Here is a 16,891-nt window from a genome sequence, read left to right on the forward strand (position 1 = left end):
AGGTTTTGTGTGCGAACTTTGAACGTCTGAAAAACGCCTGTGGCTAGGCGCCGCCCCGAAGACAGTACGCAAGTACGGCGAGGGGCCGGCAACAAGGCCACGGGTGTTTTTCAGGCGGCGGCCATCATGCCGAAACGCTGAGGCGCGCCAGTCAGCCGCGCCGTGCTTCCCTCGACCAGATACGAGCAATACCGTCTCCGCTCGGCGCTGCCGCCGCGCCGTTCCATCAGTTCGCCCAGCATGGCGACGGCATCGGTGGCCATCTTTTGCACGGGCTGGCGCAAGGTGGTGATGTCGTAGCTGAGCCAGCCCGATGCTTCCAGCGCATCGAAACCGGCCACCGACATTTGCAGCGGCACCTGGATGCCCATCTGGTGGCGCGCCGTGTCCAGGCAGCCGATGGCCATGATGTCGTTGCCGCAAATGACGGCGTCCGGCACGCGGCCCAGGCGGTCGATGACCTTGCGCAAGCCCCGTCCGCCGCTGGCGTAATCGTAGTTGCCGCTGACGACAATGGGCGCGGGCAAGCCCAGGGTCAGCAAACGGTCCAGCATGCCGGCCTTGCGTTCCTGCGCGACGGCCGAATCACCGGGGCCGTCGATGATGGCAAACTGGCGGTGGCCCGCCTCGGCCAGGCGCGAGACGAGCAGGCGCGCCGCTTCGCCCTGGTCGCACAGCACGGCATGCACGGCGTGCTCGCGGGGACTGCGGTTGAACAGCACCAGTGGCACGTCGCGCCGGCCGAATTCGGCCATCTGCTCGTCCGACAGGCCGGCGGCCACGATGGCGCCATCGACCTGGTATTGCCACACGTCGCTCAAGACTTTGCCGATGTCCGCTTCGCGCTCCAGGGTAAATAGCAATAAGCGCTTGCCCTGGCGGGCGATTTGCTGGCTTAGGTCGGACAACACTTGCGGATAGTACAGATTGGCCAGGTTGGAAATGATGACGGCCACCAGGTTCGAGCGGCGCGTGATCAGGCTGCGCGCGGCCGCGTTGGGGATGTAGTCGAGGCTGATGGCCGCCTGCATGACCTTGGCGTGGGTGGCGGGCGAGATGCTGGCGCCGGGCTTGAAGCAGCGCGACACGGCCGATTGCGACACGCCGGCCAGCAGGGCCACGTCATATGAGGTCACGCGCCGTCCGGCACCGGCATCGGTTGCGGGGCGGGTGGCGGTGCTGGGTGTCCGGGCTACAGTATTCTTTTTTCGCATATTGGTCTGGCAAGCAATCTGTCTCAAAGTATTCCTGCAGGCCCGGCCGCTTGTGGCGGCCTGGGCGGGAAAAATGAGCATAGCGAAAATATTTCCATGTGGCAAGACTGTTTTCTTATCCATGTTGCAAATAATTTGATTTAATGGCAAGTGGTATGCTTGCCCCTCAGTCGGGGCTGTCGCAGGGGCCGCTGCCGTAGGGGCTGAGGCGTCCCGGCGGGTCCACGCGGCGCGCGCTGAAATCGCTGGCCAGGGTAGGTAAAGGCAATTCCGCCGTGGCGCTCGCTTCCGTGCCGCTGACGCTGCCCCGCACAGTCAGGGCCACGGCCACCCAGGAACCGTAGTTGCGCGGATAGCTGACGGTGACGGTCGCCATGCCCAGCGCGTCGGTCAGGCCGCTGGCGCTGACGGACAGGGGAATGCCCGGGTCGAGCACGCCATTGCCGTTGCGGTCGTAGGCGGCATCAAAAATGCCGTTGCGCAAGACGTCTTCGTTGGCGCAGCTGTAGTGGGGCAGAGCCGGGCGCCAGACGCCCGTGTCGGGGAACTCGGGCTTGTCCGCTTGCCACACATAATACCCCTTGGCATAGCGGCTGGGCCAGGCGGCGGCCGTGATGGCGACGCCGGACACGCCATTGCCGGCGCTGTCGGACACGAACACGGTAAAGTCCTTTTGCAGCACGCTGGCCGAATACTCGCGCAGCAGGCTGCCCGTGCCCAGCTTGATCGACAGCGCTTGCCGCGCCACCGTCAGGCGCACGAGGGCCGTGGCCGCCGCTTGCGGAGCGCCTTCGATGCGGGCCTGGATCAGCACGCCGTCGCGGCCGCTGTCGGCCGGCCCCGCCACATACACGACGCGCGCCAGGCCATCGCTGCCCGTCAACACCCGGCCCGCCTGCCGCAGGTAGCCACCGCTGGGGTCGTTCAAGATGGAAAACAGCACGGGCGCGTTCTTGACCAGGTTGTTGACCGGGCCATCGCGCACCACGGCGCTGATGGCGCTCATACTGCTGCTGGCGTTGTCGGCCGATGCCGCCGAGGTGGGCGAGGTGGCCGTATTGGCGCGCAGCACGGCCGGCTCCGCCTGCACGGCCAGCTTGCTGGCGCCGCTCAATGGCGCGACGAATTCCAGCCGCGTTTGCGCCGAGGGGCCACCGGTCACGGCGGCCGTGATGGTGGCCACGCCCGCGTTGGCCGACTGTACATAGCTGCGCGGCAAGTTGCCATTGCTGAAAATCAAGCTGGCGGGCAAGGCCTGGCTGCAGGCGCTATCCGCAAACAGGCTGCCGCGAGAGGTCGACAGGCTGGCGCTGCCCGTTTGCGCCACGCCCGCCTTGTCATAGCGCGCGTCGATCGGCTGGCAGGCCAGGGTAGCGATTTCCGGCAGCACGTCCGCGCCGCTGGCATCCTGGCCCACGGCCGGGCTCAGGCGCAGCTCGCTGCCCGCCACGGCATACGCTTGCGTGGCGGCGGCGCCCAGTGCGCTGACGGACACGGCATCCTTGCCCAGGCTGCCTGCCGTCAGGCGCAGGACCAGCTGGCCTTGCGCATTGCTGAGCGCCGCACCACCATCCTTGACGCGCGCACTGTTGCCGGCGCCCGTGCTGTAGGCGATGGCGGCGCCGGCCACGGGCCGCTTTGCCGAGTCGCGCACGGTGACGGTGAGGTCGGCGCCCTGGCCCAGGATCAGGGCGGCCGGCCCCAGCACTTCCACGCTGCTGCCCGTGACCGCCACCGTGCCCTTGCCGCTGCGCGTGCCCACGTTCGCCGTCACGGTGATGCTGCGGTTGCTGTTGACGCCACCCGTGCCCAGCAGGGCGCGCGCCTGGCCGTTCCTGTCCGTCACGGCGTCCACGCTGCCAAGGATGCCGGAATCGGCGGCAAAGGTAATCTTTGCGTTTGGCAAGGCCAGGTTGGCGCCATCCTTGACGAGGGCCGTGACGGCCACTTCGCTGCCGGCCTGGCCCGCCGAAGCCAGTTCCGTGCTGGAAAAGACCAGGTTGACGGCGCTGGCCAGGCTGGCCGGCTCGGGCGGCGTGACGGGCGGAATTACGGGCGGCGTCACCGGCGGGGTGACGGGCGGATTGATGGGTGGATTGATGGGCGGTGGCGGGCTGCCGCCGCAACCCGCCGTGCTGTGCAGCGCGCAGCCGGCGCCGGTCTGGGTATCGGCCGAGCCCCCGCCGCAGCCGGCCAGGGACACGAGCAAGGTCGCCAGCAAAGTGGCAGGCAGCAAAGCGGCGGGCAGGTGGCGTGGGCGGCGCAGCGGGGCGAGGGGCACGATGGGTCTCCGGGAGCTTGCCGAGTTGCTCGGCATCAATTGCCCAAGAGTAGCTTTTGCGTGCGGCGAGTACTTGATGCAAAGCAAGCTTGTGTTGTTGACCCCGCCGAACGGGTTTTGCTGGTGCAATGGCCTGCCTTCTGATAACATAACGCCCCTTTATTCAGGGAAGGGTCGACATGGCCAATGCTTGCGGCGTCGATTTCGGCACGTCAAATTCCACGGTAGGCTGGGCGCGTCCCGGGCAGAGCACGATGCTCGGCCTGGAAGATGGCAAGACGACCTTACCGTCCGTCGTCTTCTTCAATGCGGAAGACGAGGAAGTCAGTTTTGGCCGCGCGGCGCTGGCCGGCTACCTGGCCGGTTACGAGGGACGTTTGATGCGCTCGCTGAAAAGCTTGCTGGGCACCAGCCTCATCGATGGCCAGACGGAAGTGGGCGGCCGCGCGCTGCCATTTCGCATGTTGCTGGCGCAATTCATTGGCGAAGTGAAACGCCGCGCCGAGCAGTCCGCCGGCCGCGAGTTCTCGTCCGCCGTGTTCGGCCGTCCCGTCTTCTTTATCGACGACAATGCGCAGGCTGACCAGCTGGCGCAAGACACGCTGGCCGAAGTGGCCCGTTCCGTCGGCTTCAAGGACGTCGCCTTCCAGTTCGAGCCGATTGCCGCCGCGTTCGACTACGAGTCGCAGATTGACAAGGAAGAGCTGGTACTGATCGCCGACATTGGCGGCGGTACTTCCGACTTTTCGCTGGTGCGCCTGTCGCCCGAGCGGGCGAAAAAAACCGAGCGCCGTGACGACATCCTCGCCACCGGCGGCGTGCACATCGGTGGCACGGACTTCGATAAATACCTGAGCCTGTCATCCGTCATGCCCTTGCTCGGCTACGGCAGCCGCCTGCACAACAATAGCGAAGTGCCGTCCAGCTATTATTTCAACCTGGCCACCTGGCACACGATCAACCTGGCCTACACGAAGAAGATCTGGGTGCAGCTGGCCGATGTGTGCCGCGATGCGCGTGAGCAAGACAAGATGGGGCGTCTGCAAAAGCTGATCGACGAGCGCGCCGGCCACTGGCTGGCCATGAAGGTGGAAGAGGGCAAGATCGCCCTGTCCGACGCGGCCGAAGTGCAGCTCGAGCTGGATCGCTTGTCGCCCGCGCAAAGTCTGTTGCTCAAACGTACGCAATTCGACGATGCCATCGGCCACCTGTGCGGTTCCGTGGAAGAAACCGTGCTGCGCCTGCTGCGCGACGCGGGCGTGGCGCCAGAAGCCGTCGACACCGTGTTCTTCACGGGCGGCTCGTCCGGCGTGCGCCTGCTGCGCGAAAAGATCGCCGCCCTGGTGCCGGCCGCGCGCAAGGTCGAGGGTGACCTGTTCGGCAGTATTGGTGCGGGTTTGGCGCTGGACGCCGTGCGTAAATTTGGTTGATAATCATCACCCTTAGCCGCACCCACGAAAGAGCGCCCCATGAATGTGTTTGACAAACCGATCGTCATGATCGACTTCGAGACGACCGGTCTGTCTCCCGACATGGGAGACCGCATCACGGAAGTGGCGGCGCTGCGCATCGAGGGCGGGCAGATCACGGACCGCTACGTGACCCTGATCAACTGCAATGCGCGCATCCCCTCGTTCATCACGGGCTTGACGGGCATCACGCAGGCGATGGTCGACAAGGCGCCGCCCGTGGCCGAAGTGGTGCCGCAGCTGCTGGATTTTATTGGCAGCGATGCCTTGTCGGCGCACAATGCCAGCTTCGATGAAAAATTCCTGCGCGCGGAAAGCGCCAGGCTGAACCTGACGCCCGCGCACCAGTCGCTCGTGTGCTCCCTGAAACTGTCGCGCCGCGTGTTTCCCGGCATGGCCAGCTACAAGCTGGGCTTGCTGTCCAGCCAGCTGGGCATTGCCTTCAAGAGCGCCGCCCACAGGGCCGAGTCCGATGCAGAAGTGGCGGCGCAAGTGCTGATCCATATCGGCCGCCATTTGCGCAGCAACTACGGCATCGCCGATGTCGACGCGGACTTGCTCGTGTCGCTGAACAAGCTGGCTGCCGCCAAGGTGCCGCAATTCCTGCAAAAGCATCCGTCACGCCGCTGATCCCCGTTTCCCCTCGAAGCAGGCTCATCAAAACGATATGATTTTGTTATTTCGTTTGAGCCTGCTCAAGTCCTTTCCCCGCATCGAATTTAAAATTTAAGCAACACACGATTTCGCCGCCCTGGGCCGCCGTTTTGCGCGTGCTGCCGGCAAGCGCAATGTGGATGGGGGCGCACATGGACAAGCACCATACTGCCAGAGATAGCCACCAGGCGTATATCTGGTTCCGCACGGCTGCCGAGCAGGGCAATGCCTACGCCCAATTCAACCTGGGCCTGATGTACAAGAAGGGCGAAGGCGTGGCGCAGGACGACGCGCGCGCCTTTGTCTGGCTACGCCTGGCCGCGCTGCAAGGGCTGGCGTTCGCGCAGAACCACCTGGGCGCCCTGTATTACCACGGCCGCGGCGTGGCGCAGAGCGACGAGGACGCCGTGCTGTGGTTTCGCCGCTCGGCCGCCCAGGGCGATGCCTCGGCCCAGCAAAACCTGGGGCAGATGTACCGCAAGGGACGCGGCGTGCTGCAGAGCGACGAGCTGGCCCTGGCGTGGTTTTACCGCGCCTCCGAACAGGGCGTGGCCAGCGCGCAATCGCTGCTGGGCGAAGCCTATGCCCAGGGGCTGGGGGCGAAGAAGAACGATGCGCTGGCCCTGGCCTGGTTCCGCAAGGCGGCCTTGCAGGGCGATGCGCAGGCGCAGCTGAACCTGGGACTCGTCTACAAGCGGGGACAGGGCGTGGCGCAGAGCGATGCGCAGGCGCTGGCCTGGTTCCGCCAAGCCGCCGCCCAGGGCCTGGCCGTGGCGCAGCGGCAACTTGGCGTGGCGTATGCGGAAGGCCTCGGCGTGGCGCCCGATCAGTTGCGCGCGTATGCCTGGCTGCAGCGGGCGGCCGAGCAGGATGACGCCGACGCCCAGTTCAACCTGGGCCTGATGCTGGCGCGCGGCCAGGGTGTGGACAAGGACGAGGCGCGTGCCGTCGTCTGGTACCGGCGTGCCGCCATGCAAGGCCATTGCATGGCGCAATACAATCTGGGCGGCATGTTTGCGGGCGGCCGCGGCGTCGGCCGCGATTTGCGCCAGGCACTGGACTGGTATGCCAGGGCTGCGGATCAGGGGGCGTCGAATGCGCAGTTCAACCTGGGCGTGATGTATGCCAATGGCCAGGGCGTCGAGCGCGACGAGGTGCGCGCCGTGCGCTGGTACCGCACGGCCGCCGAGCAGGGCGATGCCAGTGCGCAGAACAACCTGGGTGTCATGTATGCGAACGGCCATGGCGTGCCGCAAGACGATGGTCAGGCTGTGCAATGGTATGCGCGCGCGGCCGGCCAGGGCCATGCGCTGGCGCAGTACAACCTGGGCGGCATGTACAACAGCGGGCGCGGCGTGGAGAAAGATCCCGTCTGTGGCTACATGTGGCTGGCGCTGGCGGCCGAGGGCGGCGATAGCGGGGCGGCCAGGGCCCGGGAGGCGGCTGGTGCCAGGCTGGAGCCGGCACAGCTGCAAGAGGCGCAGCAGCGCATGCGGCAATGGCATCAGCTACGCTTCCCGCCGCTGCCGCCGCGCGACTGAAGCGCCGGCACCGTGCGCGCATGGACGCGCGCTGCATGCGATAATTGCCGGCAGGCATGTCGCGAAGGCGGCGCGGTTTTGGGCACAGTGAAAGGTAGACTATGGTAAGGCAGGCAGGCGAGGATGCATCCGAGCAAAAAGTCATCGACGACATCGCCACGCATGGCTGGCATGGCGTGCATATCAGTGCGGATGAAGAAGGTCCCGGCTATGCCTTCACGATAGGTGCCTGCCACAGCTTCGGCCAGCCTGAATTTCTCATCATGGGTTTGCCGCGCGCCATGGCCCACCAGATACTCGACGTGGCGCTGGACGCTGCGCGCAGCGGCGCCATCACGGATTTCACTGCCAGCACGGATGTCTTGCTGGAAGGCCATCAGTGCGCCTTCGTGCGCGTGCCCGTCGAGCAATACCGCCACTATGTCGGCTATGCGCGCTGGTATTACCAGGGCGATGATTTTACCTTGTACCAGATCGTCTGGCCATCGCGCGACGGTCATTTCCCATGGGATGCCAGTGCCAGCGCACAGTACGTGGAGAGCCAGCCTCTGCTGGGACCGGCGCCGCTGGCCGCATGACGGCAGGCTCCTCCGTCACCATTGTGACCGGCACGGCCACCGTGTGCGTGTTCGACCCGGCGCTGGTGCGCCACAATCTGGAAGACGATTGCGACTGGTGGAGCCTTCCCAGCGCGGAACTGGCGGCCGTGAATGCGGGGCAGGTGGCATTTTTCAACGTGGGCGGCGATGGCGCGTATGAACTTGCCTTGCACGCCGAACTTGCCGAGCCGCAGGTGGTCGTGCATCTGGCTGTCGTCTCGGGCCGCGTCTTTATCGGTGCAGGGGAGGATGTCACGGGTGGCGGCCTTGAACCGGACACGGCATACGGCGGCCTCTTCGTGGACGTGCCGGCGGGCAGCTACCGCGTGCAGGCCCGCCGCGATGGCGTGCACATCAGTCTGGCATTCGTGCCCGATACCTGCAGCAGCAATGCGTTTGGCGACCTCGTGCGTATTTGAGCGTGCGTCACCGATACCCGTTCAGCTTCTGACTATTGGCCCTGGCTAGGCATCCATGCGCGCCATGCCCGTGCCTTGCCGCCGGTCCAGGAACAGGCTGTTGCCGTGGATTTTCTTCGCCTGCTTCTTCGCTTCGGCCGCCTGCGTGGCGATCTGATGGTGCGTGTAGTACTGGTGCGCCTCGACCTTGATGACGCCCAGCGACAGGCTGATCAACGAATAAAACACCTTCTTGCCTTGCCGGTCTTCGCTGATGTAGCCACCCCGTTCGCAGTCGCTGGTGCTGTAGTAGGCGAGGATGGCGGCTGCGAAGTCGTCCAGCATGGCCTGGCAGCGCGTTTCCCAGTCTTCGCTCTGAAACAAAATCATGAAATCGTCGCCGCCGATGTGGCCGATGAAGTCGCGGTTCGGGTCGCAGTGGCCGCTGAGGATTTCTCCCGTCAGCTGGATCACGTCGTCGCCCTTGCGGTAGCCGTACACATCGTTGAAAGGCTTGAAGTGGTCGAGGTCGCAATAGCAGACCCAGAAGCGGCTGCCGCTGTGCAACAAACGGTCGATATGCTCGTTGATGGGCACGTTGCCGGGCAGTTGCGTCAGCGGGTTGGCATAGCGGGCCGCATTGATCTGCATCTGCGTGATTTCGCGCATCAGGTCGTGTCCCGTGCCCATGCCCAGGTAGCGGCCGTGTTCGGTAATGATGAAGCCGTTGAACAGGTGGTGGGCATCCGACTGCACCATGGTGTAGCTGAGTTCCTGCAAGCTCGTCTCGTGGTCGGCAATCAGGGGCGTGGCATCCATGAACAGGCTACATGATTTCTTGCCATACAGTTCACGCTGGTAGGGGCGGGCGAAGTGGTCGATCATTTCGAAGCGGCTGATCAGGCCCAGCGGTACGCCGTCGTCGACGACGGGGATGATCATCAGTTTCGGTTCCTTGAGGAAGATATCGTACACCTCGTTATTGTTGAATTGCGGCGAGACGGCCGCCACGCGGTGCAGCAGCTTGCGGATGCTGGCGCCATTCTTTTCCAGGCTGCTGCGCTGCGGATACACGGCCACGCCGTTGCGTCCCAGCGCCTGCACCACTTCGGCCGGCAGGGCGCGCGCCGGCACGGCGTTGGGCCGGCCCAGGTGATAGCCTTGTCCGAACGCCACGCCCAGGTCGCGCAACACCAGCAATTCCGTCTGCGCCTCGATGCCTTCGGCGATCACCAGCGTGCCCGATTTCTCCGCGATTTCCTGGATCGAGCGCACGAACTGCAGTTTCACCGGGTCGTTATTGATGCCCTGGATGAAATGCATGTCGATTTTCACGTATTCCGGGCGCAGTTCCGACCACAGGCGCAGGCTGGAAAAGCCTTCGCCCAGGTCGTCGATGGCGATCTGGAAACCCATGTTGCGGTAATGCAGCACCGCTTCGCGCATCAGCTCGTAGTCATACGTGGGCTGGTTTTCCGTCAGCTCGATGATGACGCGGTCCGGGTTGATGCCGATGTGCTCGATGTATTCCAGGGTTTCGCCATGCCGCGCATTGCGCAGCAACAAACACTCGGGGCTGACATTGAGAAACAGCTTGCCCGGCAACTGCAGTTCGGCAAAGCGCTCGAGCACCACTTGCCGGCACAGGTGCTCCACTTCCAGGGTCAGGTCATGCGCGCGCGCCACCTTGAACAGATTCATGGGCGCGTGCAGGGGGCTGTCCGACGGCCCCCGTATCAAGCCTTCGTAGCCGATGATGTCGCCGCTGTGCATGTGGATGATCGGTTGAAACAGCGCGCTGAGCTTGCGGCCCGCCAGGATCTCGTGCAAGGCATCCGTCCCTTCGATGCTCATGGATGCCGGGGGCGGCTTCAGGTAAGCCACATTCGATGGCGTCGGGCCGGGCGGCGCGGCGGTGGCGGAGGGGAGGGCGAGAGTGTGCATAGGCGGATGTGGCGGCACGGCCTCTGGACGGGCCATGAACATGTTGCCGATAGTAAAGAAGATTTATGACAGCTTGATGAAACGACTTCGCTTTTGATAATGTTTCTTGTATGAACGTCAGTTTGCCGATTCCGGCGAATGCGAGATTTATCATGGTGATTCATGTTTGTTGCCCAAACAAAAGACGGCAAATCCACCAGATAACTGTGCTTTAAAAGTGGCAATCCGCGCTATGATTTCTCTTGGCGAAAGTCAACATGGGCAGCCGCAGCACGTGTTTGAGCGGCCTGCTTTCCTCGACATCCAACAATGAGACAAACAACCCATGCAATTACGTAGTGCAACCCTCATATTCAGCTTGCTGGCCGCCTTCGGTAGCAATGCCATGGCACAGTCCGCACCAGCATGCCCCGCCGGCGATGGCGCTGCCGTGACGTATCCGCTCAGCAAGAAGGTCGATCAGCAAGACAGCTATTTCGGCACCACCATCGCCGACCCTTACCGCTGGCTGGAAGACGCCAACAGTGCCGAGACGGGCGAATGGGTGGCGGCGCAAAACAAGCTGACGCAGTCGTACCTGGGCACCATTCCCGAGCGCGCCGCGATCAAGCAGCGCCTGACCAAGCTGTGGAACTATGAGCGTTTCTCTACGCCAACGAAGCAGGGCGGCCGCTACTTCTACAGCCGCAATGACGGCTTGCAAAACCAGGCCGTGCTGTACACGGTGAAAAAACTGACGGACGAGCCCCGTCTGCTGCTGGACCCGAACACCCTATCCACGGATGGCACGGTGGCGCTGGCCGGCACCTCGATCAGCCCGAACGGCAAGTACCTGGCGTATGCCACGTCCGCTTCCGGTTCCGATTGGAACGAGTGGAAAGTGCGCGACATCGAATCGGGCAAGGATTTGACGGACCACATCAAGTGGGCCAAGTTCTCGGGCGCCTCGTGGACCAAGGACAACACCGGTTTCTTCTACAGCCGCTATGACGCGCCGAACGAAGCGACCAAGCTGGCCGATATCAATTACTTCCAGAAATTGTATTTCCACAAGATCGGCACGCCGCAAAGCGACGACGTGCTCGTCTTCGACCGTCCCGACCAGAAGGAATGGGCATTCGGCGGCAGCGTCGTCAGCGACGACGGCAATTATCTGATCATCACGGCCACGCAAGGCACGGAACGCAAGAACCGCGTCTTCTACAAGGACTTGCGCCAGAAGAATGCCAAGGTCGTCGGCTTGCTGGAAGCGTTCGACGCTTCCTACTCCTTCATCGACAATGACGGCCCCGTGTTCTTCTTCAAGACGGACAACAAGGCGCCAAAATCGCGCGTGATCGCCATCGATACGCGCAAGCCTGCGCCCGCCGACTGGAAAGAGATCGTGCCGCAAAGCGTGGAAACCCTCGTTGCCGTCAACCTGATCAACAACCAGCTGGTGCTCGACTACCTGAAAGATGCGCAAACGCAAATCAAGATCGTCGACCTGAACGGCAAGCTGGTGCGCGAAGTGGCCTTGCCGGGCATCGGTTCGGCCGGCGGTTTCGCGGGCAAGCGTGGCGACACGGAAACGTTCTACTCGTTTACCAGTTTCACGACGCCAGCGACCATCTACCGCTACGACATGAAATCGGGCAAGAGCAGCGTGTACCGCCAGCCGAAGGTCGATTTCGACCCGAACGCCTTCGAAACGCGCCAGCAATTCTTCACCAGCCGCGACGGCACCAAGGTGCCGATGTTCATCGTCTCGAAAAAAGGCATGAAGCTCGATGGCACGAACCCGACCTATCTGTACGGCTATGGCGGCTTCAATATTTCCCTCACGCCTAGCTTCTCCGTGGCCAATCTTGCCTGGGTGGAAATGGGCGGCGTCTACGTGATGGCCAACCTGCGCGGCGGCGGCGAGTATGGCGAAGCCTGGCACCAGGCTGGCACCAAGCTGAACAAGCAAAACGTCTTCGACGATTTTATCGGCGCGGCGCAGTGGCTGGTGGACAACAAGGTCACCTCGCCATCGAAGCTGGCGATCGGCGGCGGCAGCAATGGCGGCCTGCTGGTGGGCGCGGCCATGACGCAGCGTCCCGACCTGTTCGCCGCAGCGATTCCGCAAGTGGGCGTGCTCGACATGTTGCGCTTCCATAAGTTTACCGTGGGCTGGGGCTGGGTGCCTGACTACGGTTCGTCGGACGATGCCGAGCAGTTCAAGGCGCTGGTGAAATACTCGCCGCTGCACAACCTGAAGGCGGGCGGCTGCTATCCGGCCACCATGATCACGACGGCCGACCACGACGACCGCGTCGTGCCTGCCCACAGCTTCAAGTTCGCCGCCGCCGCCCAGGCAGCGCAAGGCGGCGCGGCACCCGTGCTGATCCGCATCGACAGCAAGGCGGGCCATGGCGCCGGCAAGCCGACGACCAAGCAGATCGAAGAAGTGGCCGATCGCTGGGGCTTCCTCAGCCGTTCGTTGAAGATGACGCCAGTCGCGGCGCCGGAACCGGCGAAAGTGGCGGCGCAGTAATCAGGTAGTTGCCGTACCGGGGTCAGTCGCATCTCGATCGGAATGTGTCCCATTGGGACACATTCCCCCGCCGGGTCTGACCCCAGCATTTAGCGCGGCCCTTGCATTGGGGGGTATCCTCGCCAGCACCCCCTCCCCAAACACCGTTTGAAACGGCAAATCCTTGCGCTGCGCATAGCCGATATAGCAGTCGCACTTGAAGCGCGGGCAGGCGCGTTCCTGCAGCATGTCCGCCAGTGTATCCACGTACAGATTCCCCAGCCGTTCGGGCACGAAGTGGCAGCGCGCCAGTTCGCCGTCGCCATCGACGGACAGCGACGCTTCGCCCGCCAGGCACGGTTTGCCGCGCGAGGGCGACGGGCGGCGGTTTTGCGCGAACCACGGGTCGATGGCATCGAGCCAGACCAGCTCTTCCACGCTGTAGTAGTGGGGGCCACGGCGGTCGTAGGCATTCAGCCACAGGTAGACGTGCGCGGGCAGGGCCGCGCGCAGGGCGCGGATGGCGTCCAGGTGTTCGTGCATGGCGACGACGCCCACGCAATAGCGCACGCCCATCGTGTCCAGGCGCGCGCAGCGTGCGAGAAAGCGGGCCAGCGTCGTCTGGCCCGGGTGGTAGGTGCACCACAGGCCGATCTTTTCCAGTCCTGGCATGTCATGCAGCCAGTCCAGGGGGCCGGACAGATTCGTCTGCAGCGCCACCTGGCGCACGTGAGGCAAAGCAGCCAGGGTTTGCATGGCCGCGCGGTAGTGGCGGCGTACCAGCGCTTCGCCCCAGGGCGTGAACAGGACGCTGATACCGCGCTTTTGTGCCACTACCCAGCTGGTAAAACGCGCCACTTCGCGCGCATCGCGGGCCAGCACGGCGCGGCTGTCGCGCTTCTTGGCGAACGGGCAGTAGCCGCAGGCGTAGTTGCAGCTCGAGAGCGTGCCCCGGTACAGCAGCGACAAAGTGCCGGGCTCAGTGGTCAGCACGCCTGGCCCTCTTGCGCCATCAGCGCGCGCACCGTCTCGGAGGCCAGCCACGGGCCGATGGTGTCGGCGTAGCTGTAGCCCCGGTCATTCAGGCGCAGCAGCGGGCCATCTTCCTCTACCAACTCCAGCGCGTGCAGCTCGGCCAGCTGCGGCAAGTCTGCTTCGCAGCGGCTGCCGAAGCGCGCCGTGTAGGCGTCGCGGTCCAGGCCCGGTTCCGTCAGCAGCGACTGGATCACGTAGCGCCGGCGTTGCTCCGCCTCGTCGAGCTGGTAACCGTGTTCGGCCTGCGCGAAGCGTGCTTCATCGAGTGCCAGATACTGTTCGATGATGTTGATGGTATCAAGCCGCGCCACCGCGTACTCGCTCGAATAATGGAGGTTGGCCGTGTACGAGCGGGCGCCCGCGCCCAGGCCCACCATGCCATCGTTCTGGCAGCAGTAGGACGGGCCGGCATCGTCGGGCGCATGCGGCGCGCGGAACATGCGCATCGAGACCTGCTCATAGCCCTGGGCGCGCAAATGGTCGCGCGCCGCCGCGTACAGGGCCAGGCGGCTGTCGCCACCCTGCGCCAGCATGATGGGGTTGAGAGACTGCGCGCCCCGGCGGCGCGCTACCTTGCCCAGACCCGTCTGTTCGCGCACGTACAGCGGATACAGATAGATTTCCTCGGGCCGGAAGGCCAGCGCGCTGTCGATGGAGGCGAGCAGGCTGGCGACGGTTTGCCCGGCGATGCCGTAGATCAGGTCCAGGTTCAGGGTAGGAAAGCCTGCGTCGCGTATCAGGCCGATGGCGTGCTGCACGGTGGCGTTTTGCTGGGGCCGGGCCAGCGCGCGCATCTCGCCGGCGGCAAAGCTCTGGATGCCCAGGCTGACCCGGTCGATGCCGTGCGCGCGGCAGACGGCAAGCCGGTCCGCCGTGATGGTTTCGGGCGACGCTTCGATGCCGGCCGGCGTGTGCTGCAGGTCGATGCCGAGGATATCGCGCGCGCCGCACAGCAGGGTATCGAGCTGCGCCGGCGACAGGTAGGTGGGCGTGCCGCCGCCCAGCGCGAAGCGGGCAAAGCGCCGTTCGCCCAGCGCGCCGTCGAGTGCGCGCATCTGCACCAGCACTTGCTGCATGTAGCGTTCGACCATGTCGGCGCTGGGGCGGGCCATGGCGAACAGGTTGCAGAAACCGCAGCGCATCTCGCAAAACGGGATGTGGATATACGCGAACAGGGCGGAGCGGTCTTGCCGCGCCCACAGGGGCGCCAGCGGCGCCGCCTGCGGCAAGGCGCGGTAGGCCGCCTTGTGCGGATACGAGTATGAATACGCCTGGTAGGGCGTGTGGCGCATGCGCTGCGCCAGGGTGCCCGGTTGTTCGGCTGGATTCATGGTGGGGACTCCTTGGGAGATATATCGGTATCGGGGGCGATGAAGAAATGCGCATACGGCACGTTCCATACGCTGTCGTGGGCGATGCGGTGGCCGCGGTAGCCGTCTTCGCCATATGCGCTGCCGTGATCCGAGCAGACGATGGCAAAGGTGGGCGCGCGCGCGGCGCAGGCGGCAAACAGCGGCGCCAGCGCGCCATCCACGTAGCGCAGGGCTGCCGCATGGCTTTCCAGGCAGTCGGCGCGGCAGCCGGGCAGGTAGGCGCGGTTCGGCGTGTGCAGGGCGGCCACGTTGATGAACAAAAAGGTGCGTTGTGCGCCGTCTGCCAGGCGGGCTATGGCCAGCGCCACCTGCTTTTGCGTCGAATGGCGGCTGGCCACGCCCATGCCCGCGCTCCAGTGGCTTTCCTGGAACAGCGACGGCAGCACCGTGCCCAGCGCCGTTTGTTTATTGAAGAAACCCACGCCGCCGATGCAGATGGTGCGGTAGCCGCGCGCGGCCAGCGCGGCGGGAAGGTCCGCTTCCTCGAACGCAAACGTGTGCTTTGACGTCGTTTCGCTGCCAGCGAATGCGCTGGCAAACAGGCGCGGATGGCGTCCCGGCGCGGCCGGCGTGGGCAGAAAGCCGGCAAAAAAGGCCTGGTGTGCCGCATACGTGAACGTGGCGGGCGAGTGGCGCCGTTCCCAGCCGCCCGGTGGCAAAAAGCGTCCCAGCACGGGCAGTTCGCCCGCCGCATACAGCGCTTGCGCCACGTCGTAGCGCAGGGTGTCGAGCGTGAGGAAGACGAGGTCGTGGCTGCCCACGATGGCGCGCATGTCGGGGATGGTCGGTGGTTCTTTAAGCATGGGCCAGTTGCGCCGTGTAAGTATCGATGCCCTGCCAGAGAAGGCCGGGCAGCAGGTCGCCGAAGGCGTTCGCTTCCAGCACGTGGGCCTGGCCCTGGCGCACCACCAGGTCGTAGCCTGTCACGTGGCTGGCGGGGAAGGCGCGCGCGGCGTGGGCGCTTGCCGCTTCCAGCGCCGCCAGGTCGGCTGCGTTCAACAGGCCGGCCGCGTCGCCGCGCCGGTTGTCGAGGTGCAGATTGGTCATCATCTGCTGTCCCATGCGCACCACGCGGTGCGCAGGCTGGCCCGCCAGGGTCACGACGCGCAAGTCGTAATGGCTGTCGCCGCAGCGCGGCTTGTTCAGCCACGCTTCCGCATACAGCTGTTGCGCGGCCAGCGCATCGACGAGGGCGGCGATGTCGGTGGGCCTCTCATAGCGCGCCATGCGCTTGACGTTGAACAAACGTATCTGGCCGTCCGTCCGCGACAAGGCGGCGGAAGTGGTGGCTTGCTGGCGGCCTGCCTTGTTCCGGCGGTAGGCGACGACGCCGGATGCGGAGGAGCCGTAGCGCGGTTTTAAGTAGACGCGGTCAAGCTGGTGTTCGTGCAGCAGCGACTGCAGGTGCTCGTAGCTGTGCACGGGGCCGAGCAGGGGGGGAATGGCGACGCCCTGCGCGGCCAGGTGGCGCTGGCAGGCCAGCTTGTCCGTCATGAGGGTGATTTCGGCTGGCGCATTGACCACACGCGTTTGCGGCAAGCCAGCCAGTTGTGTCGCCAGTGCCTGCATGGCGGCGTTGAAACCGGCAAACCACGCGTCCATGGCCAGCAGCTCGCCATGTTCGGGCGCAGGCACGGGGGCGCGGTCCTGCAGCCGGCAGCCCGCCTGCAGCAATAACAAATGGGCGGCAGGATCGTCGCCGGGCGGTTCGATTTTGAATAGGCAGGGGTGCGCCAGCGCAGCATGGAGCAAGGCGGGCTGACGCAGCCAGTCGCGCCACTCCAGCACGCGCGCGGGCGGCAGGCGCAGTTGCGCGCGCGCCGCCTGCATCAGGCGCACGCGCTTGCTGCCGGCGGCGGCCAGCAGGGTGAGGTGCGTTGGCAAAG

General features: G+C 64.8%; 14 protein-coding genes. 7 read left to right on the forward strand and 7 right to left on the reverse strand.

The annotated features are described in order from the left end of the window. Nucleotides 1–110: 110 nt before the first annotated feature. Complete coding sequence (locus tag AC54AF_RS00760) at nt 111–1,136, reverse strand: LacI family DNA-binding transcriptional regulator (protein WP_496634604.1); 1,026 nt, start codon at nt 1,134–1,136, stop codon at nt 111–113. 244 nt (nt 1,137–1,380) lie between these two features. Then, on the reverse strand, nt 1,381–3,495 hold the full coding sequence (locus AC54AF_RS00765; RefSeq protein WP_496634606.1) for an Ig-like domain-containing protein: 2,115 nt from the start codon (nt 3,493–3,495) through the stop codon (nt 1,381–1,383). 179 nt (nt 3,496–3,674) lie between these two features. Here AC54AF_RS00765 and AC54AF_RS00770 point away from each other — a divergent pair, with 179 nt between their 5' ends. The 5 genes from AC54AF_RS00770 to AC54AF_RS00790 all read left to right on the forward strand — a co-directional run bounded on the left by AC54AF_RS00770 (nt 3,675) and on the right by AC54AF_RS00790 (nt 8,177). After that, complete coding sequence (locus tag AC54AF_RS00770) at nt 3,675–4,925, forward strand: Hsp70 family protein (RefSeq protein ID WP_092604774.1); 1,251 nt, start codon at nt 3,675–3,677, stop codon at nt 4,923–4,925. Nucleotides 4,926–4,964: 39 nt separating this feature from the next. Beyond that, complete coding sequence (locus AC54AF_RS00775; protein WP_496634608.1) at nt 4,965–5,594, forward strand: 3'-5' exonuclease; 630 nt, start codon at nt 4,965–4,967, stop codon at nt 5,592–5,594. A 176-nt stretch (nt 5,595–5,770) separates the two neighbouring features. Next, complete coding sequence (locus AC54AF_RS00780) at nt 5,771–7,159, forward strand: tetratricopeptide repeat protein (protein WP_496634610.1); 1,389 nt, start codon at nt 5,771–5,773, stop codon at nt 7,157–7,159. Nucleotides 7,160–7,260: 101 nt separating this feature from the next. After that, the gene (locus AC54AF_RS00785) at nt 7,261–7,737 is read left to right on the forward strand and encodes a DUF4262 domain-containing protein (protein ID WP_496634612.1); all 477 of its coding nucleotides are present in this window, start codon (nt 7,261–7,263) and stop codon (nt 7,735–7,737) included. Next, entirely contained in the window at nt 7,734–8,177 is a 444-nt protein-coding gene (locus AC54AF_RS00790; protein ID WP_496634614.1) for a DUF6386 family protein, read from the forward strand. Before AC54AF_RS00785 ends, AC54AF_RS00790 begins: the two co-directional genes overlap by 4 nt. A gap of 45 nt (nt 8,178–8,222) precedes the next feature. Here the strand turns inward: AC54AF_RS00790 and AC54AF_RS00795 are convergent, their stop codons facing one another. Then, nucleotides 8,223–10,010, reverse strand: a complete 1,788-nt coding sequence (locus AC54AF_RS00795) for a GGDEF domain-containing protein (RefSeq protein WP_496634952.1) — start codon at nt 10,008–10,010, stop codon at nt 8,223–8,225. Nucleotides 10,011–10,206: 196 nt separating this feature from the next. Here AC54AF_RS00795 and AC54AF_RS00800 point away from each other — a divergent pair, with 196 nt between their 5' ends. After that, nucleotides 10,207–10,413 carry a hypothetical protein gene (locus AC54AF_RS00800; protein ID WP_496634616.1) on the forward strand — a complete coding sequence of 69 codons (207 nt, stop codon included), beginning with the start codon at nt 10,207–10,209 and terminating at the stop codon, nt 10,411–10,413. Nucleotides 10,414–10,425: 12 nt separating this feature from the next. Next, nucleotides 10,426–12,618, forward strand: coding sequence for a prolyl oligopeptidase family serine peptidase (locus tag AC54AF_RS00805; RefSeq protein ID WP_496634618.1), 2,193 nt, complete (start codon nt 10,426–10,428; stop codon nt 12,616–12,618). Here AC54AF_RS00805 and AC54AF_RS00810 read toward each other — a convergent pair whose 3' ends face one another. The 4 genes from AC54AF_RS00810 to AC54AF_RS00825 are packed head-to-tail and all read right to left on the reverse strand — an operon-like array spanning nt 12,619 to nt 16,889. Then, nucleotides 12,619–13,590, reverse strand: coding sequence for an STM4011 family radical SAM protein (locus AC54AF_RS00810; RefSeq protein ID WP_496634619.1), 972 nt, complete (start codon nt 13,588–13,590; stop codon nt 12,619–12,621). Then, on the reverse strand, nt 13,584–14,963 hold the full coding sequence (locus AC54AF_RS00815; RefSeq protein ID WP_496634621.1) for an STM4012 family radical SAM protein: 1,380 nt from the start codon (nt 14,961–14,963) through the stop codon (nt 13,584–13,586). Before AC54AF_RS00815 ends, AC54AF_RS00810 begins: the two co-directional genes overlap by 7 nt. Beyond that, nucleotides 14,960–15,808: an STM4013/SEN3800 family hydrolase gene (locus AC54AF_RS00820; RefSeq protein WP_496634623.1), complete on the reverse strand. Its 849-nt coding sequence runs from the start codon at nt 15,806–15,808 to the stop codon at nt 14,960–14,962. The genes AC54AF_RS00815 and AC54AF_RS00820 overlap by 4 nt, the downstream gene beginning before the upstream one ends. Next, nucleotides 15,801–16,889, reverse strand: a complete 1,089-nt coding sequence (locus AC54AF_RS00825; RefSeq protein WP_496634624.1) for an STM4014 family protein — start codon at nt 16,887–16,889, stop codon at nt 15,801–15,803. Before AC54AF_RS00825 ends, AC54AF_RS00820 begins: the two co-directional genes overlap by 8 nt. Nucleotides 16,890–16,891 lie beyond the last annotated feature (2 nt).

This window comes from Janthinobacterium sp. JF4 (assembly GCF_059617925.1).